Origin of the sequence: Paenibacillus sp. JZ16, from assembly GCF_015326965.1 — a bacterium.
Taxonomy (GTDB): Bacteria; Bacillota; Bacilli; order Paenibacillales; family Paenibacillaceae; genus Paenibacillus_AQ.
In genome coordinates this window covers 6153757-6172066 of the sequence record NZ_CP017659.1, presented here as the reverse complement: position 1 = coordinate 6172066, position 18310 = coordinate 6153757, and the positions used below count along the sequence as shown (strand labels likewise).

General features: G+C 52.0%; 20 protein-coding genes. 1 reads left to right on the top strand and 19 read right to left on the bottom strand.

Annotated features, from left to right (window positions below; translation table 11 throughout):
• Positions 1–19: 19 nt before the first annotated feature.
• The 19 genes from BJP58_RS27535 to BJP58_RS27445 all read right to left on the bottom strand — a co-directional run bounded on the left by BJP58_RS27535 (position 20) and on the right by BJP58_RS27445 (position 16708).
• Positions 20–1060: a YhcN/YlaJ family sporulation lipoprotein gene (locus tag BJP58_RS27535; protein ID WP_194541432.1), complete on the bottom strand. Its 1041-nt coding sequence runs from the start codon at positions 1058–1060 to the stop codon at positions 20–22.
• 176 nt (positions 1061–1236) lie between these two features.
• Positions 1237–2196, bottom strand: a complete 960-nt coding sequence (locus BJP58_RS27530; RefSeq protein WP_194541431.1) for an NAD-dependent epimerase/dehydratase family protein — start codon at positions 2194–2196, stop codon at positions 1237–1239.
• Positions 2178–3005, bottom strand: a complete 828-nt coding sequence (locus tag BJP58_RS27525) for an SDR family oxidoreductase (protein WP_071223472.1) — start codon at positions 3003–3005, stop codon at positions 2178–2180. The genes BJP58_RS27530 and BJP58_RS27525 overlap by 19 nt, the downstream gene beginning before the upstream one ends.
• Positions 3002–3988 (bottom strand): polysaccharide biosynthesis protein, encoded by a 987-nt coding sequence (locus BJP58_RS27520; protein WP_071223473.1) that lies wholly within the window; start codon positions 3986–3988, stop codon positions 3002–3004. Before BJP58_RS27520 ends, BJP58_RS27525 begins: the two co-directional genes overlap by 4 nt.
• Positions 3978–5072 (bottom strand): non-hydrolyzing UDP-N-acetylglucosamine 2-epimerase, encoded by a 1095-nt coding sequence (gene wecB / locus BJP58_RS27515; protein WP_194541430.1) that lies wholly within the window; start codon positions 5070–5072, stop codon positions 3978–3980. The genes BJP58_RS27520 and wecB overlap by 11 nt, the downstream gene beginning before the upstream one ends.
• A gap of 154 nt (positions 5073–5226) precedes the next feature.
• Positions 5227–6612 (bottom strand): glycosyltransferase, encoded by a 1386-nt coding sequence (locus BJP58_RS27510; protein WP_233354787.1) that lies wholly within the window; start codon positions 6610–6612, stop codon positions 5227–5229.
• Between the two features lie 167 nt (positions 6613–6779).
• Positions 6780–7904 carry a CgeB family protein gene (locus BJP58_RS27505; protein ID WP_071223476.1) on the bottom strand — a complete coding sequence of 375 codons (1125 nt, stop codon included), beginning with the start codon at positions 7902–7904 and terminating at the stop codon, positions 6780–6782.
• A gap of 49 nt (positions 7905–7953) precedes the next feature.
• A complete protein-coding gene (locus tag BJP58_RS27500) occupies positions 7954–9045 on the bottom strand; it encodes a CgeB family protein (protein WP_194541429.1) in 1092 nt (363 codons plus the stop codon).
• Positions 9046–9248: 203 nt separating this feature from the next.
• Complete coding sequence (locus tag BJP58_RS27495) at positions 9249–9557, bottom strand: hypothetical protein (protein ID WP_074961975.1); 309 nt, start codon at positions 9555–9557, stop codon at positions 9249–9251.
• Between the two features lie 7 nt (positions 9558–9564).
• Complete coding sequence (locus BJP58_RS27490; RefSeq protein WP_194541428.1) at positions 9565–9879, bottom strand: hypothetical protein; 315 nt, start codon at positions 9877–9879, stop codon at positions 9565–9567.
• Entirely contained in the window at positions 9879–10190 is a 312-nt protein-coding gene (locus BJP58_RS27485) for an alpha-helical endospore appendage domain-containing protein (protein ID WP_233354786.1), read from the bottom strand. The genes BJP58_RS27490 and BJP58_RS27485 overlap by 1 nt, the downstream gene beginning before the upstream one ends.
• A 35-nt stretch (positions 10191–10225) precedes the next feature.
• Positions 10226–10534 carry a nucleoside-diphosphate sugar epimerase gene (locus BJP58_RS27480; RefSeq protein WP_374198209.1) on the bottom strand — a complete coding sequence of 103 codons (309 nt, stop codon included), beginning with the start codon at positions 10532–10534 and terminating at the stop codon, positions 10226–10228.
• 48 nt (positions 10535–10582) lie between these two features.
• Positions 10583–11320, bottom strand: a complete 738-nt coding sequence (locus BJP58_RS27475) for a glycosyltransferase (protein ID WP_194541427.1) — start codon at positions 11318–11320, stop codon at positions 10583–10585.
• A complete protein-coding gene (locus BJP58_RS27470; protein ID WP_194541426.1) occupies positions 11317–12048 on the bottom strand; it encodes a sugar phosphate nucleotidyltransferase in 732 nt (243 codons plus the stop codon). Before BJP58_RS27470 ends, BJP58_RS27475 begins: the two co-directional genes overlap by 4 nt.
• A complete protein-coding gene (locus BJP58_RS27465; RefSeq protein ID WP_194541425.1) occupies positions 12045–12806 on the bottom strand; it encodes a glycosyltransferase family 2 protein in 762 nt (253 codons plus the stop codon). Before BJP58_RS27465 ends, BJP58_RS27470 begins: the two co-directional genes overlap by 4 nt.
• The gene (locus tag BJP58_RS27460; RefSeq protein ID WP_233354785.1) at positions 12803–13693 is read right to left on the bottom strand and encodes a glycosyltransferase family 2 protein; all 891 of its coding nucleotides are present in this window, start codon (positions 13691–13693) and stop codon (positions 12803–12805) included. Before BJP58_RS27460 ends, BJP58_RS27465 begins: the two co-directional genes overlap by 4 nt.
• A 190-nt stretch (positions 13694–13883) precedes the next feature.
• Positions 13884–14741, bottom strand: a complete 858-nt coding sequence (locus BJP58_RS27455; RefSeq protein ID WP_194541423.1) for a glycosyltransferase family 2 protein — start codon at positions 14739–14741, stop codon at positions 13884–13886.
• 178 nt (positions 14742–14919) lie between these two features.
• On the bottom strand, positions 14920–15480 hold the full coding sequence (locus BJP58_RS27450) for a WIAG-tail domain (protein ID WP_194541422.1): 561 nt from the start codon (positions 15478–15480) through the stop codon (positions 14920–14922).
• An 82-nt stretch (positions 15481–15562) separates the two neighbouring features.
• Entirely contained in the window at positions 15563–16708 is a 1146-nt protein-coding gene (locus BJP58_RS27445) for a glycosyltransferase family 4 protein (protein WP_194541421.1), read from the bottom strand.
• Positions 16709–17000: 292 nt separating this feature from the next.
• On the opposite strand from BJP58_RS27445, the gene BJP58_RS27440 reads away from it, so the two are divergent.
• Positions 17001–18104 (top strand): YheC/YheD family endospore coat-associated protein, encoded by a 1104-nt coding sequence (locus tag BJP58_RS27440; protein WP_194541420.1) that lies wholly within the window; start codon positions 17001–17003, stop codon positions 18102–18104.
• The last annotated feature ends 206 nt before the right edge of the window (positions 18105–18310 follow it).

Below are 18310 nucleotides of genomic sequence, written 5' to 3'. Positions count from 1 at the left end.
TCCTTTTGGTATAGAAGTTTTACCGGCTGTTCCGATTACCGCCAAACCAACCGTCATCCGTATCATTCTTCATCAGGTTGCCGCGGGTATCGTTCATGCCGTCACGACCGCCAAGGTTCAGTGGGAACACACGGTTAATCCATGTGCCGAAATCGCGCGTAAGCGTTCCAACCGTGTTCGCTGCATTACCGTCAGTTCCAAAACGATTGGCATGCTGATAAAAATCCTCATCCGTGGAAACATATACTTGACTGATATGCGGAGCGGTCTTGCGAATTTTGCTCGTAATCTCCTGACGTACATGTTGAGGAACCTCTTCACGATTGTTGCTCATGATGCCCATATTATTGTTGTTGTAAGTGCCATAAGGAACGCCATTGATGCCTGTTCCCATATGAGTGTCATTTGTCGTACCGTTCGTTCCGTTAGTACCCATCAGTCCATTCGTGCGTGTTCCGTTTAACGTATTATAATTGCTGCCGCCAAATCCGCCATTGGTTGTCGTTCCATTTACACCGAAGCCGCGGTTATCGGCATTACGGCCTAAACCTGTTCCAAGACCTGTCGTATTGTCCACAGCACGTCTTGTGTCGTTTGCCATTCCTTGCAGGAGACCGACGCTGCCTGTACCTGAGGTACCGAAGGTACGGTTTCTGACATTCGTGGTGTTCGTGCCCGTCAGCGTACGGTCAGTGGCACGATTAGCTCCAGTGCTCATACCTGTCACACGACCGTTGATGTTATTCGTGTTCATGCCATCCCGGGACAGCGATACATACGCATTGCGGTTCGTCACGAATACATGCGCTGTACCTAAACCACTGATATCCGAAACTTTCTTCGACAGCGTTTTGCTGTATTTCAGGTTGGTCAGGTCATGCTGCTGCGTGCTGCGGACGTTCTGGTTGTTCCGTACGGAATTCACACCGATACGGCCACTGTCCACATTGTTCGTACGTGTCGTGTTGCCGTCGTTGGCGTTACCGCATCCTGCTACTGCAGCCATACTCAGCAGCAATGCCGTGGAGACGGTCAGGTTGAGGGCCTTGGATTTAATCATGATTCATCCTCCATCTCTATAATGAGTGTATTAACATCGTATAGGATGACCTTGCGGCAGAAGTGGTATGCTGAAAGGTTTTAACATGGAAGATTACTGATGATCAAGCCTAATTTTATGGACAAAAAAACACCGATTAGATCACGAGCATCCATCGGCGTTTTATTTCAATTTACTTATGAAGTGGAGGACTGCACCTGTATTCTGGCGTCATCCATAATATCGGCAAGCGATTGCTCCAGGACGTATTGCGGGCTCCATCCCAGCGCTTTGAGGAGCCCGGCCCCTTGCTGCCCCCCGGTCCCCTTATTTAACGAATCCAACGAAAGCGAGGCGGATTCAGGTCCCCAATCGATGGGCACCGCCGTCCCGGTCTCCTTCAGTAAGCGCTCAGCCAGCTCTCCAAGCGTATGCTCTTTCCCCGAATCGATGGGATACGTCATGCCGGAAGACCCGCTCTTCAGAAGTACGCCGTATGCAGCTACCGCATCCCGAACGTCCAGAAAGTCCCTGGATTCGAATCGGGAACTGATACGGAATAGCGGCAGGCCCCTACCCGCTTCACAGCCTGCAATATACCGGGCAAGCAGCGTGCAGAATCCTGTCGATTCTCCAGGGCCAATCAGATTGGACGGCTCAGCAAGGACGATATGCTGGTTAAACATGCTGTGCCAGGCCGCTGCGGACCAACTGGCAAAGGTTTTGCTAAGGCTGTATGGATGAGGAACGGCGGCCGCGCCTTTTGCGGGATCTACGCTTAGTCTGGACCCAACCATCACCATGCGACTCTCCGGACAGTGCTGCCGAACAGCCTCAAGCAGATAGATGGTACCCATAACATTACTCTCCATATATGAAGCAGGATGCTTCCACGACTCCGATGCTGAATTTTTTCCGGCTAAATGTAAAATATAATCGGGAAGGTTATTTCGAATAAGGTCATTCACCTGTTCACGATCCTCCAGGTGACACTCGGCGGAAATGACGCCTTGTATCGAATCCAGCGTTTTCTTATTTCGACCGGCAGCAACGACCGTACAGCCCTGCCGGACGAAATAAGCACAAGCATGTAAGCCGGTAAAACCTGTGGCTCCTGTGATCAGCAGTTTTTTGTTTGTTAATGTTTCTGCTGCCATTCATACATCTCCTTTAACATTTGAGCATAATCCGGAAATGGATAGGTTGCATCGAGTCGCGTGCTGCGCAGCGTCCGATCCTGAACAAACTCGTCGGTCGGGACCACAACCACATCGTGTTTCCCCCATATGTCCTTGAACAACAGCAGCAACTCATATTTGCTTACCGGATTCGGATGTCCGAGATGGATGAGCCCCCCCACGTCCTTGTTCATGAAGAATTCGATCGCTTTGGCAAGCTCCAGCGTTGTAACACCGTTCCATAGCACAGCCCGGTAGCCGGAAACCTCGCCTCGCTGCTTCATAAACCAGTTAAACAGGCCGATTCCGCTCTGCCGAATTTCTGGTCCGATGATCGAGGTTCGAATCGTCAAGTGATCCGGGTCTTGGACCTCGCCCAGCGCTTTGGTTACCGCATAGGAAGTCACACCATCGGGAAGATCATCTTCCCGATAGCCTCCCTTGGTCCCCAGAAACACGCAATCCGTGCTGATATGAATAAGTCTGGCTGAAATGCTATTCGCTAAATATCGCAACCGATGAGGTAAAAAACCGTTGATATGATACGCGTTTATCTTGTCTTCCTCAGCTCGTTGATTCAAGACGCCTACGGCGTTGATGATGATATCGGGCCCAACCGCCTTCACGATATGCTCTACAGCACTCATATCGGTTACATCGAGCACCAGGCCTTGTGAATCGCTTCTGTCCCGGGTCGTATAAAAGACATGATGCTTGCCGGATAACTGAAAGTACTGTACAAGCATATGTCCCGCCATGCCATTTCCCCCGAGAATGAGCATCTTCATGGCAAGAATCCTCCGCGGCGCAGAATATCCCGTATTTCGACCTTCGTCATCAATTGATGCTCCGAGCTGAAGCTGTTGAAAGACACTTTGGGCAGGTGTTGATACCGTTCCTTCAGATCAGGAATATCTAAAGTTGGTAATATGACCAAATATTCGTCGTCGTAAACAACGGTTGTCTGGCTTTCAAAATCACTCATGAGTATTTCATGGATCTTCTCTCCCGGTCGAATTCCGGTTTCAACCACTGTGACGTCGTTTCGCCCGGAAGCCTCTATAAGCACTTCCGCCAAATCCACGATGCGGCAGGTCGGCATCGTCATAACGAAGATTTCGCCGCCTATGCTTTCAATCGACGCTTTGAAGAGCAAGGAGATTGCGTCCTTCAAGGTCAGGAAGAAACGGGTCATGTTGTGATCGGTGATGCTGATCTGTCCCTTTTGCCGAATCTGATTCTTGAATACATGAACGACGCTCCCGTTCGTTCCGAGAACATTGCCGCCCCGCACGCAAACGAATTTGGTGTGATTACTCAACAGATTAGCATATACAATCAGCTTTTCGCCAATCGCCTTGGTCATGCCGTAAAAGTTGGATGGATTTGCAGCTTTATCCGTTGAAATATATATCACTTTTTTCACTTGGTTTTCAATGGCTGCTTCAATGACATGCTGCGTGCCTACTACATTGGTTTTCAGAGCTTCATAGGGATGCTCCTCACATACAGGCACATGTTTCAGCGCCGCAAGATGAAAGACGTAATCGACATCCTGGCAGGCTGCCGTAAGAGCTTCCTTGTCGCGGATGTCCCCAATTCGGAAAGTGAGTCTCGGATCTTCAAACTCACGGTCCATGGCCACTTGCGTAGCCTCGCTTCTGGAATAGACGATGACCTGCTTAGGATTTAGCGGCAGTAGCTGGCTGATCAGTTCATGTCCCCAAGAGCCTGTGCCGCCAGTCACCAAAATCCGTTGATTAGTGAACATTCACTTTCCCTCCAAGCACATATTTTACGACGGTACGCGACACATTGTCCGCCAAGTATCCGTCCGGGCACTTCCAGTCGCGACTCAATTGAGTCATCAATTTGACCGCTCCATGGATCCGGTCGGCACTCAAGCCGGATACGATGTTACTTCCGCAATCCACAGTTTCCGGTCGCTCCGTCGTCCGCCGAACCGTTACTGTGGGTACGTGCATGATGCAGCATTCCTCTTGTACCGTGCCGCTGTCGGTGATGGCACAGAGAGCATCCTTCTCGAGCCTCACAAAATCAAAAAAGCCAAACGGCTCGTGGAATTCAATGAGCGGATGGAGACTAACCTCCTTCGCCCCTTCAAGGCGCGAAGCCGTCCGGGGATGAAGGCTGCATATGAGCCGGTGTCCGAACGTTTCCGCAACCGCGTTTAACCCATTTAAAATTTCCTTTAAATTCTCAGGTCGATCCACATTCTCGGAGCGGTGTATCGTGACCAGAAAATATTGCTGAGGCGACAAGGACAGCTGCTCCATGATCCGGCTTTGATTGACCTGAGTTTCATAATGTTTCATGACTTCATAGATCGGGTTCCCTGTCAGAACGATACGCTGACTCGGCACACCCTCGCGAAGCAGATGATTCTTGCTATAGTTCGTATAAGGCATGTTGATAGAGGATACCGCATCAATGACTTTGCGGTTCTTCTCTTCAGGCACATCAAGATCAAAGCAGCGGTTCCCCGCTTCCATATGCACCACGGGATACCCCAGACGCTCAGCCAGCACAGCGCAAAGCGCGCTGTTTGTATCGCCTAGCAGCAGAACGGTATCGGGCTTCTCCTGCTCCAAGATTTCTTCCATACGGCTGAACATGACCGACAGCTGGCCTCCGAGCGTTGCCTGACGGTCCTGAAGGACGTAATCCGGACTGCGGAGTCCCATCTCCGAGAAGAACACCCCGCTTAAGGTATTCGTGAAATTTTGCCCTGTATGCACGAGCACATGCCTCGTTGCATACTGGTCTAATAGAGGAATGATCAAGCTTAATCGGATAATTTCGGGCCTCGTACCCAAGATTGTCATGACTTTCATATCGGATTCTCCCTTGCCAAGTTAATCACAGATCCGAAGGCGATCTTTCCGCAGCACGACCATTCTTCCCGTATTCGTGAGGAGGCAGAGGTGAATGCATATCTGCTTCTCAATGTCTCAGAAGCCTGAGGACCGCTCTGCCTTTCCCCTCGTCTTATGCCTTCCGTCGCCTTGCGGACGTTCTGCGTTGTCTAGGCTTTGATGCCCGTCGCCTGGTCGGTTTTCCTTCTGTTCTTCTGGTTCTCGTGCGAGGGATTATTCGGCGCAGTCCGGCTTTGCCGCGTTTCTTCCGGATCCGCTTACGCTGCTGTTTATGCCGTCTCGTCGGAGCAGCCCGGTGCTTCGCCGTTCTTGCCGTCGCCTGGAACCACTCAGGATGCTCATTCATCCACCGGGAAACCATTTCGTTCACTCGTACCTGGTACATCGCAGGACCATAAACAGCCTGTGCTTGCATCCGGTTCTGCATTCCCAAGGAAACTCCCTGATCCGGCTGATCCAGTATGGACCTTACTTTCTCCACCAGAGAGGCCGTACTCCCTGGGTCGGCTAGCAGTTGCGGACAGCCGGCAGCTGTCAACACTTCCTGGAGTCCTCCTGAGGCATAGGCAACAACCGGTTTTCCGTACATCAGGCCCTCCAGTGCCGTCAACCCGAATCCCTCCGGTACCACGCTCGGTACAACAACAACATCGAGTGCACAGTACACCTGAGTGATATCATCCTGGGTACCGGCGAATATGAATCGGTGCTGAGCTCCGGACCAAGCAATCCGATCGCGGCACAATCTCTCATAGTCCAGGTCCAGCACGCTGCCAACAATGAGGAAGACCGCGTCCGGATAGGCATCCTTGAGTGAAAGCGCCATGTCGATAAAATGATGGACCCCTTTGCTCTCGATCAGAAACGACGAGATCATTCCAATTACAGGTCTGTTCGATGTGATCCCAAGCTTCTCCCGGTAGGAAGCCCTCCATCCCGGCCATGCTTCCGGCTGAATGTCAGACTCGCTCCAGGATGGAGGAAGAACCGTCATCTTCGTCTGCCTCACTTCCGGCGGGAAGCTCTCGGCTACCGATTCGGAAATACTGATGATCCAACTGCTGTACTGATGGATTAACGAAGTGGAGAAATGGGCATACCCGTTATCCGTAATTTTTTCTGTCAGCTGCCACATCACGGGAATCCCGAGTCGTTTTCCGGCAGCCGCCGGCATAAAATGCACGCAGGTATTGGTAAGGATCACCTGAGGTCCTTCATTTGCTATCCATTTTGTCAAGGCACGGAATACAGGTGTTGTCATTAACTTTTCCGCTTCGTTCATAAGATGGGCACCAGGTGTATATATACTGTGAAGCAATGGGATTTTGTATATTTTGACCATAATCCCGGATTGTCTGGCCAGCATGGTCAACCGGCCTTCATTCGGTGCAACCAGAACACAATCGAAGTATGGAGCTAACTGCCCGCAGAAGAACAGAAGCAGCTTCTCCGCTCCCGTAATGCTTGAAGGATTGGATACGTGTGAAAAAATCAACATTTTCGGTTTAAGGGCCATCGGTATCGTCCGCATCTTCAGTAACCGTGATTCTCGCAGTACCGGATGCGATCCACCTCCTTTTCACCCAGTTGGTACAATATATTAGGGAGACAAAGATACCGCAACGACGCTTGTTCCCCCAACATTCATCTATTTCTGAATATCGATCAAGGGAAGATGACCGAGAACATCGTGTTCAGCCGATGCGCATAGGTATGCTCCTGAAACGTTCTCTCCAGCGCACGATGGGCAATATCTTTACGCAGTTGGTCATTCGTAAGGTAATACTCAATCTTCTCCAGCAGTTCACCAGGCGATCGGTATGTCTCAATCTCCACACCCGGCGTGTAAAAGCGTGCCAGATCCGCGCGCTCATCACAGAGTTGAAGCGTACCGCAGGCACTGATCTCAAACGTCCGAGGGTTCGGGGACGCCGCAGGAATATGACCTCTATTTTGATTAATGTCGTCGTCATCTACCGCACGGTGCAGATTGATGATAATCTTGGCACTGTTGTATACGTCTGCCGTTTCCGCGGGGCCCATCCACTTGTTGACCTCGATTCGGTTGTTATATCGCCCATACCCAGGGAATCGTTCCCACCAATTTCCGTTTATAAATGTACGGTGCGCCATCAGTTGATCCATAATGGGCTCAAAGAACTGAATCCGCTTCGGGTAGGCTGTACCGACAAAACTGATATCGCGGGTTGCCGCTCCAGGTTTGACGATCGGACGATAATGACCGGGAAATGCAGCGAATGGCAAATAATGAACCTGAGCGCAGCCCAAGTTCTGATAATGGGCCACGCAGTTAAACTCCAGCGTAAACACATAATCATAGTGATGAACCCAGCCTATGGTCATATCGGTATAATACGGATCGTCGGTCATCCATACGGCTGTCCGAATCCCCATGGCCCGAACGGCATCCATCTGTTCCACAGGAAGATACATGCCGTCCAGCACCAGCACTAGATCCGGCCTGGTGCGGCTTGCTTCCGCTGCTACATCCTGCTTCGCATCCGTCAGCGAAAGCTGACGTACCATGCCATGCAGCGTGCCGATAATCGCCTCGTCAATCGGCGAGTAGGGAAATCCTTTTCCCGAACTGACAAACAAGACATGGATATCCCGCACAGGCGGGGTGTATACAATCCGGTTGACGATGCCTTGTGATTTCCCCCGGAAGTACCCTTCATCGTATCCCGCTTGAAGACCGGCATTCCTGCCTTGCCCGTATGCATCGGATACGGCGGACCGACGTGGTCCTGTAACTAAACTTCTAGCCATCCGCTTCGCTCCTCCCTGATATTTGCTTGAACGAAAAACAAAGTCCGTCCTATCGATTGGCTTCGATCAAAGTCAGAAGTTCCGGCAGTCGGTGAACATACGTATGTCTTGTCATCGTTGTCTGAAGCGCCCGCTGCGCTATACTTCTGCGCTGATCCTCTTGAGAGAGATAATAGGAAATCTTATGTTTCAATTCCGGAACGGAGCCAAAGGTTTCGATGTCGATTCCTGGCGTATAATACTGGCTCAGATCCTCACGGATATCCGTGATCTGCAGCGTACCGCAAGCATTGATCTCAAAGGTGCGCGGGTTGATCGAACGTCCCGGATAATTCAGGCTGTTGCGGTTATCGTCACCGCTTTGTGTGGGCCGGTGCAGGTTGATCACAATTTTGGCGCCGTTGTAGAATTTCACGGTTTCAGCAGGCGGAATGAAGCCGCTGTACACAAACGGGGAGAGTTCTTTATAACGGGCAAGTCGTTCCCAGTAGCCTCCGATAATACGAACCTGCTTCCCTTTCAAGAACGGGGCCAATTCATCAAACAGTGCCGCACGGTTGCGGAACGCGTTCCCGATGAAACAAATGTCAGAACGATATGCCGGCCCTGCCATCGTAGGGGTGAATAGTTCCGGATGAACGCCAAGCGGAAGATAATGCACTTCCTTCACCCCAACGCTTTGATACAATGAAACACAGCTCAGCTCATGCGTGAACACAACATCAAAGTGCTGTGCCAATCCCGGTGTCTCCTCCGTAAAATAAGGGTCATCGACAAACCAAATGGCCGTCCGGAAGCCGAGGTTCCGGAGCTGATTCATGGAATGGCGAAACCCCTCCGGAAATACGTGCAAGCCGTTCATCACCAGAATGATATCCGGCTTTTGCTGCAGCGCTACCTCCACCACTTGTTCCGGCGGCACCACGATACATTCCTGAACGATTCGGCCAAGTCCCTTGACTACCCCTTCATCAATGGACTCAAATCCTTGAGGGACATACAGAATTTTCAGATTGAAATATGGCGAGGGCTCGACTGGAATACGTTCCATCAGCGCACGGCACCCCCCCAAACGGTAACCTTCACTGTAACCTGCCTGGTAGCCCTCCTTCTGACCTGTAAGAAACGATAAGCTCACCATCTTCACCCTGTCTCTTATGGGATTTACAAAGGTTCATATAACTATATGCCAAGAGGACGAATGCATCATGGACGATTGTCCCTTGAACCGGGAATTTGGCGTATGCCCTTACGTATCGCCCCCTTGAAAACGGCGAGTGAAAATAAAAAAAGAGCGGTCCTTCACGGATTCGAAACCTTCCGTGAGAGCCGCCCTGTCCGCCTTCATACAGGTGCAGGAGGGATTTGCCCGTCTTCATAACCCTTCGCAAATCCCGATTTAAATCCTTCGTCATATGCCTGACTATAACCTTGGTTATACGCCTGGGATGAGGCGGGATAGAAAACGCGCCCTCCTCTTCGTAAACGATAGCGGCCTCGAATCCCGCGGCGTTTACGCAAACTCAAGTTTCCGCCACGACGCCGTCTGGCACCTTTAACAATCTTCAAGCGTCTTACAGCCAAGGACAATCTCTTGCTGCCGGCACGACGTGCACGTCCGCTCTTTCGCAAGCCCTTTATTTTTACTTTCATCCTGTCATTAACCTCCCAAGTGCGTGGTTTGTTCCTGGTCTGCTGTACCGTGGCTTGCAATCCTTCCGGCTGCAAGCCATGGGGAAGAAGGAGACCCCCGTTTCGTTCGGTTCAGCGGTATGCCTGTCAGCATCTCCGTCATAACCGACTGGTAACCGGTTAATAGCCGGATATTCTCAGCAAGCTTTTTCGCAGTCACGTCGGAATGGGCCGAGACTTCGGCGATATTCTCCAAAATGCCGGCCAATGCCTCCTGGCTTCTGGCGATAGATGATATCATGGCTACCCTTGCTTCATGTTCCCGGTGGGTGCGTGTAATCATCAATCCGAATCTCCAAAATCAAATTCATCAAAACCTCCGCTTGACGCCTGATCATCGGTACCTAAAGCCACACGCAGATTCCGGCAGAGCCCTGATCCGATTCGGGTCAGTCCTTCAATCTGCTCCACGATCTGCTCATGCATCACCAGCGAATCCTTCAATCCGCCGGTAGAGGGATCCTGCGAAAGCACCCACTCGCGAACTTTTTCAGCTTCGACCGCCTTCCCTTCCAGGATCAGAGAGGTCTCGCGCTGAATGGCTACGGCTGCTTCCAGCATTCGCATCAAAGACTCTTCTTTGCTCACCTGCATTCCCGCCTCCTCTGTCATCCGGTAAGATTACCGGGTTATTCTTCCTCTTGGTCTCTCATTTCCTTTAACACGATCTCCAGGCTATCTGCTGCGGTTTGCTGCAGATCCGCCATGGCATTCAAATAAGACACGATGCTGCGATTGATTTGGGTCGTCTGTCCTCCTGATGATTTCGGTCCTTCTGCAAGCTGAAATTCATATTCAGGAAGAGAATGTATAATTTGAGCCATGCGAACAGCAGCATGGCGCTGAGCTTCCAAAATCCGGGCCAGCTGCTGTTGAGAATGCGAAAGATGCGCTATCATATCATCGATTTTGCTCTCCACGTCGGTACTCCCCTTCACTCTTCTATCAGTTCAGCATATGCGGAAAACGGATTCTCCGTGCAACAATCAAATCATATCTTCCCGCTTGCAAAATATAGATGATGCCTCTATCTGTAATCTCTGTTCCGCGGGTATCCGTTCAAGCCATCTATGCATATGGTCTTCCGCGGAAAGGATCTCTTCCGTCCACATTCCGATCTCTGCCGGGAGCGATCGTCTGAACAGCAAACAGCTCAATGGACTGGGCGAGGAACTCGGCAGAGCTGACTTCTCCTCGCCCACTAATGCAGCTCCTAAACCCGTTGCTGCAGAACTGGCGTAGACCATTTTTATACCAGGTTCACGCTCAAACTCGCACATCAGAACCCCAAGCCAGTTATCCATATGTGGAGGATCGTTGGCCAATATGGCGATATGCTCGCCAAGTGAAGCTGAAATCGCCTTATTCACTACGCGGGCTAGATGATCTCCACTATTCCCCTTGATGTGACGCACGACTCCTCTTCGATCATGAATATACCGCCTCGTATTCGCTGTGGCGCCAGCATCGGCAACAAGCACCTCATAGAGATGGGGAGTCATTGTCTCAATATGCTGTATGACTTGAACCGCTGCATCATGCTGAGAATCCGCAGGGATAATAATGCTCGTTCCTTCGAACACACTGCCCCGGTCCTCCTGCCCAAGCCTTAGCCCGAGAGCATAACCGGCCTCATAACCGGCTCGGTAATGCTCGCCCGATACGCCCCCCTCTCGCTGCTCTCCGGTATGGACTGCAGCCCGAACTGCACGCCGTTTTTTCATGGCAATTCATCCTTCATATGCACAGCCGCCTCCTGCAACGATTCAAAAGTGCCGGCATCGCACCACCACTGCTGCAGGATGTCATACATTAATGTCCCGTTGGCTGCATACAGATTGTTGACATCGGTAATCTCCAATTCCCCTCGTTCTGACGGACTGATTCGGCTGATGATATCAAATACGCTATGGTCATACATATATATTCCCGTCACCGCATGACGGCTCCGGGGATTTACGGGTTTTTCCTCAATGAAAAGCAATTTCCCGCTGCCATCCTCCGCAAATACAGGTACGCCATACCGATGGGGGCTATCCGTAGGACTAAGCAGTACCATAGCCGTACCGGAAGGCTGCTGTACATAATGCTGAATGAACGGCTTTAAATCATCCTGAAACAGGTTATCCCCCAGCAGAACAACGAATTTTTCACCGTGAGGTATAAATCCTTTCGCCAGCTCCAACGCCTCCGCAATTCCGCCTGCCTGCTCCTGCACCTTATAGGTCAAATTGACACCAAAGCTCCGTCCGTTCTCCAAATATTCGGCGTACAGGCCAACCGATTTGGAGCCGGTAATCAATAAAATGTCATCGATGCCCGCCTGATGCAGCTTGTGGATTCCATATGCAATCATCGGATGCTTTCCTACCGGAAGCAGGTGCTTATTCATATATTTCGTCAGCGGAAGTAGTCGGGTGCCGTTCCCCCCTGCCAGCAATACGCCCTTCATGATGCGTCACCTCTCTCCTCGATGAATTGTAATGGGTCTACATTCCACTTCTCTACAAACCGTCTCCGGTTTCGTTCAATCAACTCCTGGAATCCGCTCGGGAACCGGGTTCGGAAGCTTGCACTCCCTTCATGGTGCACCAGCACATTCCCTGCCACCACCAGCTTGAACCCTGCAAGGCGGGCGCGATAGCAGTAATCATCATCCTCATAGTGTCCGGGCGAGAACATCTCATCCAGGTATCCCACCCGATCCATGACCGTGCGCCTAAACAAATAGCATAACCCCACGATACGATTCACTTCGTGCCACAGTGCCGCATTCGGTACATTCCAGCGTTCTGCCTCCCGGATGTAGCCTGCTCTGTCCGTATAATCTACCTTTACCTGCTGGATACCGCTTGCGTAATTCGTTACAGGCCCCACGACCCCGATCTCTTCCTGGCTGTATAACGCTTCTTGCAATAACGTCAGCCACCGCGGCGAAACAAAAACATCATTGTTCAGCAGCAATAATTGATCTCCCAATGCCAACCGGAGACCATGGTTACACGCGATGGGGAAACCGGTGTTTTCGGGCAGCGAGACAAGCAAAAGCCCTTCCCGTACACAATATTCACCGGTTCCATCCCGTGAGCCATTGTCCACCACAATAATCTCGTAGGGGACATCGGTATATGCCCGGATATGCTCCACACAGGTACGGAGCAGATGCAGTCCGTTATACGTGGGAATAATAATACTCGTTAGTCCGCTCATAGGCTGTTCCTCCGTAAGGCTAATTCCGTCCGTGACACCTGTCCCCATTGAAGGCGCCCGCCAAGGTTTTTCATCGTATCTCCCAGGGCTTCGATATGATCGCCAATGATCAGCTTTGCCACTGGATTGTCCTTGCCGCGATTCGTCTTCCTTCGCCGGTTTACGCTCAAAACATCCACGGTCTGCACCGCTTCAATTCGAAGCCCCTGTCTTATGGCCAACGTCTGGGCTCTGGGAGGGACTGAAAGATTCGCATAACCGATACTCTCCAGCGCCTGCCTTGTCATCGCATGGGGAACAGCAGTTAGCGAATTGGCCTCCAGATCGTCACGTCCCAGCATGCGGTTGAGAAATGTTTTGCAGCGGGTAACTTCATCTTGGCGGCCAAATTCCGGCAGCAATGGCATGATATCATTCAATGCCACATCCACTCCGCGATCTGCCGCAACCAGATAGGAACTCAGCTTCTCCGCAGGCACCGGCATATCCCCGTCCATGAACAGAACGATGTCCCCGGTGCTCATCTTCGCTCCCAAGGCACGGGCCACATCATGCCCCAGCCGCTCGGGAATGTGGATCACCGTAACCCCTTCAAATGCACGCGCTGCCGCGTACGTATGATCATGGCTCCCATTCTCGACAACGATGATTTCATGAAATGGAAGCCGCTTTAGCTCTCGCAGCACCATCGGAATGGAACCCGCTTCGTTGCAGGCGGACACGATAACGGAAGCACGCCCGTTCAGAGGCGGCAGCAGCGGTGCCGGAATCGACTGCCTGGCCCCTCTGGCGTATCCTCGTCGGAACGCTTCCGCTACCCCCGGCAGAACGTGATAGAGCTGGTGCTGGGGGATTCCGCTGGAAGCCAGCCATTGACCCAAAGCCATGGATGCATCCCTTTTGGAGGCGGCCCCTCGTCTTCTCCCGGACATACCTCCCGCACTCAGCGCGAGCCGTTCCCAACGGCTGCTCCGTGTTAAACGGTATGCCACCACCCGTGAGGAACCTTTCCTTAAACGTCTTCGGCCTTTAGATCCTGATCGACTTATTTTTTTATGAATCCGTTTTTGCACGTGCTCACCTCACCACGCTCCGTCTTCGTCCACCATCGTGATATCCGCCCCGGATACCACGCTCTGCAATCACGGCTTCCAGTGCTTCCAAATGATCGCCAAGCACCAGCATTTCCAGCGGATCTCTGCCCGGGATTCGACCGGGATTCAAGCGTCCAACCTCCACGCGATAGACCGCCTCTACACGCAGCCCCCGGTTCACCGCAGCCGCTTGCGCTTTCGGCGGAATGGACAGCTCACTTGCACCGATTGTCTCCAGCGCACGACGGCTTAAGGCATGCGGTACAGCTGTCATGGACGCGCCCCGCAAATCAGATCTTCCCAGCATCGAATTTAATGTATATTTCGCAAGAATAACCCGGTGAACCGGCTGCCGATCGATAGGACCGGTATAATCGTTCAAGGCCACATCAACGCCGGATTGAACCGCCTGCACGAAAGGCCTTAACTCACCGGAAGGAATAACCATATCGCTGTCTGTAAAAAGAAGAATTCGTCCTTTAGCTGCTTCTGCGCCCACACTTCGTCCCACATCGTGTCCCAGCGGCTCCGCAAAAGACAACACCTTGGCTCCCATCCGTTCTGCGACAGCTGCGGTCTGATCCTTACACCCGTTCGCAACAACGATTACCTCGGTCTCGGGATGAACCGCCCGCGCTTCTGCTATGACCGCGGAAATCTTACCGGCTTCATTCATAGCGGGAATAATGACAGACACGCAAGGATGGGGGTGATTCTCCCGTGGGATCTGTGGCTCCATAGGACGGTAGGTGGTAGGAATAGCGGGTGGCTGCAACGATTCCCTGGAAGGACGCCGAGAAACCGGCCTTCTTCGGGGCCTTAACCGCTGCATTTTGCGCATACTTGCACTCCTCCTCCCTTGTAACGGTCACTTGCTCCTTGGCAATCTATCCTATTGTATGTTTGCTCTTCTTCATCGTAACGGCATATGTACGGTTACGCCCCAACGCTTATCCCCATCCGCTATCTGTACATACAAAAAGGGCGGGGAGTAAACTCCCTGCCCTTTTTGTACGATTCTATTGCCCGCCTATTGCTATCCATGATAACCATCCGGCTGCATGCGGATTGCCTGCGGACCTTGTGATGCCGACCATCGCCTGAAGCTCATTCCGTGACTTGACCCCCGCTTGAAACCCGGGGTCGCTGCATGATACCACCATGACATAATTTCCATCGGCATAAGGGGAGTGGAGCGAGACGGCAACATCGATGGTGTCGACGCCTTCGGGAAACATGAACGGCATCTCGCCGAACTGCTGCATTAACGGCCTGTCAGGCATCCCTTGTACCGGATTAAAGCTCAAATGCGCCAAGCCCACCGAATGGCTCGCAATTTTAGAGGAAGTAATCGATTCAGGGGATAAGTGAATGCTATATACAGAATAGTCTTCAATCGCCTCGCTTCTCACACTGCGATGTCGAAGATGAGCCGCGTCAATCGTATCATCGGCCAATTCATACTCGGCCGTACCGCCACGATCAATGCCCGTTCTGTACGCGGATGTCTTGAGACGGCCAGGATATCGCCGGTACGGTCTCTTCCCTCTTCCCCTGGTGATCCTTCTGGCTTTGTTCACTGTCGGCTCTCTCCTCTGCTTCTAATCGTTACTTCATCCTATTCGGCAAGGGGGGCGCCTGCCACTGTTCCATCGGTTATCCTCAGATGGTCTGCATCAAATGAACCCAGCGCTCGGCCGTATGGTCCCATCTGAAGCGCTGCCGCACCGTTTCGCGACCGGCCATTCCGATCTGTCTGCGAAGATTTTCGTCCTGCAGCAGATTGTTTATCTGCTGCGCAAGTCCGGCAGGAAATTCATCGCTTTGCACCAAATATCCCGTCACTCCGTTTTCCACAATTTCCGGAATTCCTCCGGCACTTGAAGCGATGACCGGCACGCCTGCTGCCATAGCTTCCACATTCACGAGGCCAAACGCCTCTCTGGGTGCAGACGGAACAACCACGATGTCTGCAAGCGAATACCAATCCGCAATAGCCGGGTATGGCACAAAGGGGCGAAAGTTTACCCAATGCTGGTAGGGTCTTGCAGCTTTTTTCAATTCCCGCACATAGGCAGTTTCCCGGTCCGATCCGTATCCGGCGCTCCCGATAATGAGCAGCAGTACATCCGGATGCTTATCGATGATCTGCGGCAGTGCTTCCAGCAAATGGTGAACGCCTTTATCCGGAATAAGTCGTCCGGCAAACAGGATGATGCGCCGCCCGTTCCATCCGTAATGAGCAAGTCGGGCTTCCCGCAATGCCTTGGCTGCCGGGCTGAAGGGCGGAGTAAAATGCTCCAGACTGACTCCGAGATGATTGATCGTAATTTTATCCGACAGCTCTGGATGCCTTATCGTGATATCTTCCAGCAAAAAACGGCTGTTCACCACGATGCCGTCCATCCACCTGGCGATGTTTCCAAACCGCTGCTCGCTCATATACGGAGGCGATATAAAGGTATTGGAATGGAGATTAAGTACAGTCTTTACATCCGGGAGATGCATCTTCAGACGCTGAGCTAACAGCGGGCGATTGTGTACTTCGATAATATCCGGTCTCCATTTCTGAAGCCTCCGCAGCAGGGAAGGATAATAATTCGCTCCCGATGGCAGGCGGTAACACGGAACGCCGTTGATCGTGTCTTTTGAAGGGAGTCCTTTTCCAAGCACTCCAAATATGCGCACATCCATGGCTCCCTGTGCCAATGGAATGGTCTGCTCCACTACACGCTCGACAGAGCTGCTCCTCCCCGAAGGAATCACAAAGGACCCCGGCGTCACAACGGCCACCTTCCGCAAACCCATAACTCCACACCCTTCTCACAACTTATCTATATGAAAAACCCCTACTGATATATCATAGGTACCCATCCCCTTGATACCAGCAGTGTTTCATTGCCCTAATTCAAAAAAGCGCATCCCTGTCATGTGTATGGCCGGATACCTTAACATATACCGAATCAGGGTCTATTGGTGACTAATCTTTCGATAAAGAATAGGCCAACCACGGGCGACACCCGTCCACCCGGGACAAACTTCCTCCTGCATACGATGTGGTACAAAGACTCCATGATCTGTGGTAACAAGGAGGATGACCATGCATCCGGAATTTGTCGGCATTCTGCTCAACAACAACACGTATCGCAGAATTTCCAGCGGGAGAATCGGCACTGAATCACTGGCTAACTATGAAGAAGCCGCTGCCATGTACGGGCTGGTTCCTTGTTTTTTTACCATTCATCATATTTCATTGGATACCGGAAAGGTGACAGGATATACACCCATTCCATCCGGGTACCGCCGTGTCCACATTCCCATTCCGCGCGCCATCCATATGCGTGCCATCTACCACAACCGACGTGAACTCAAGCGGATCGACGATCTGATCAAACAAGGAATCTTTGTGTTTAACGGCCGTACGCGCTACGGCAAGGATACGATACACCATATGCTGGAACAGGATCCGGGATTAACGAATGCCTTACCGCATACGGTAAAGGCTACGCCCGTCTCCATTCGATCCATGTTAAGCCAACATGGTGACCTCGTCTTAAAACCATGCAGCGGCAGCATCGGCATCGGCATCATGCGGCTAAAAAGCAGCGCCGGACACAGCCAGTTGACGTATTCCCGCTCCTCCCCTTCGGCTAAAGGATGGAGAACAGTAACATTGGCCGAGGGCAAGCTTCATCCGTTAATCTACCAGAGAATCAGACGTGCGCCCTTTCTGGCACAGGAGCGCATTCCGCTGGCAGAATACAGGGGGCGTCCCTTTGACATCAGGGTCACCGTGCAGCGGGGGGGCAGCGGCAGCTGGGAAATCGCGGGCATGTTCGCCAAAACCTCGCCGCCTCAAACCTTTGTCTCCAACATCGCGCAGGGGGGCTCCGCTTATCAGGTACCGGACATTCTAACCCGCTGCATGCCGAATGCCCCTGTTGGAGAAACCCTTGAGCGTATTGCGGAATTCTCCCTGCATATCGCCCGCATCCTGTCCCTGTTTATTCCGTATGCTGCCGATTTTGGACTGGACATCGGTATCACCGAAGATGGAAGGCTCTATTTCATTGAGTGCAACGGCTGCGATCAACGGTATGGTTTCCTGGAGGCTGGCATGGGAGAGGCGTGGAAGAACTCGTATCGGAATCCAATGGCTTTTGTCCGCCATCTCTACGATAACGATGCCTGGCCCGCGTATTGAGATAAGCCGAATGCGCTGGCGATGACGCTTACGGTTTGATCCCGATACGGGATACACCGCTCCTTGTCTGTATCGAAACCTAATTCCATGTAAACAATGCAGCCGTGAATCAACAGAGCTTTTTCATTGCAAGCACTGCGAGCACAACCCAAAAACAGCCACCGCCTTTGAGAAATACTCAGGCGTGGCTGTTTTGGTGTTGTTAC

Bases quoted from the DNA above. Each gene is read 5' to 3' on its own strand.
- BJP58_RS27535 (WP_194541432.1), bottom strand. From the start codon at position 1,060: ATGATTAAATCCAAGGCCCTCAACCTGACCGTCTCCACGGCATTGCTG.
- BJP58_RS27530 (WP_194541431.1), bottom strand. From the start codon at position 2,196: ATGGCAGCAGAAACATTAACAAACAAAAAACTGCTGATCACAGGAGCC.
- BJP58_RS27525 (WP_071223472.1), bottom strand. From the start codon at position 3,005: ATGAAGATGCTCATTCTCGGGGGAAATGGCATGGCGGGACATATGCTT.
- BJP58_RS27520 (WP_071223473.1), bottom strand. From the start codon at position 3,988: ATGTTCACTAATCAACGGATTTTGGTGACTGGCGGCACAGGCTCTTGG.
- wecB (WP_194541430.1), bottom strand. From the start codon at position 5,072: ATGAAAGTCATGACAATCTTGGGTACGAGGCCCGAAATTATCCGATTA.
- BJP58_RS27510 (WP_233354787.1), bottom strand. From the start codon at position 6,612: ATGTTGATTTTTTCACACGTATCCAATCCTTCAAGCATTACGGGAGCG.
- BJP58_RS27505 (WP_071223476.1), bottom strand. From the start codon at position 7,904: ATGGCTAGAAGTTTAGTTACAGGACCACGTCGGTCCGCCGTATCCGAT.
- BJP58_RS27500 (WP_194541429.1), bottom strand. From the start codon at position 9,045: ATGGTGAGCTTATCGTTTCTTACAGGTCAGAAGGAGGGCTACCAGGCA.
- BJP58_RS27495 (WP_074961975.1), bottom strand. From the start codon at position 9,557: ATGAAAGTAAAAATAAAGGGCTTGCGAAAGAGCGGACGTGCACGTCGT.
- BJP58_RS27490 (WP_194541428.1), bottom strand. From the start codon at position 9,879: ATGATTACACGCACCCACCGGGAACATGAAGCAAGGGTAGCCATGATA.
- BJP58_RS27485 (WP_233354786.1), bottom strand. From the start codon at position 10,190: ATGCAGGTGAGCAAAGAAGAGTCTTTGATGCGAATGCTGGAAGCAGCC.
- BJP58_RS27475 (WP_194541427.1), bottom strand. From the start codon at position 11,320: ATGAAAAAACGGCGTGCAGTTCGGGCTGCAGTCCATACCGGAGAGCAG.
- BJP58_RS27470 (WP_194541426.1), bottom strand. From the start codon at position 12,048: ATGAAGGGCGTATTGCTGGCAGGGGGGAACGGCACCCGACTACTTCCG.
- BJP58_RS27465 (WP_194541425.1), bottom strand. From the start codon at position 12,806: ATGAGCGGACTAACGAGTATTATTATTCCCACGTATAACGGACTGCAT.
- BJP58_RS27460 (WP_233354785.1), bottom strand. From the start codon at position 13,693: ATGGCTTTGGGTCAATGGCTGGCTTCCAGCGGAATCCCCCAGCACCAG.
- BJP58_RS27455 (WP_194541423.1), bottom strand. From the start codon at position 14,741: ATGCGCAAAATGCAGCGGTTAAGGCCCCGAAGAAGGCCGGTTTCTCGG.
- BJP58_RS27445 (WP_194541421.1), bottom strand. From the start codon at position 16,708: ATGGGTTTGCGGAAGGTGGCCGTTGTGACGCCGGGGTCCTTTGTGATT.
- BJP58_RS27440 (WP_194541420.1), top strand. From the start codon at position 17,001: ATGCATCCGGAATTTGTCGGCATTCTGCTCAACAACAACACGTATCGC.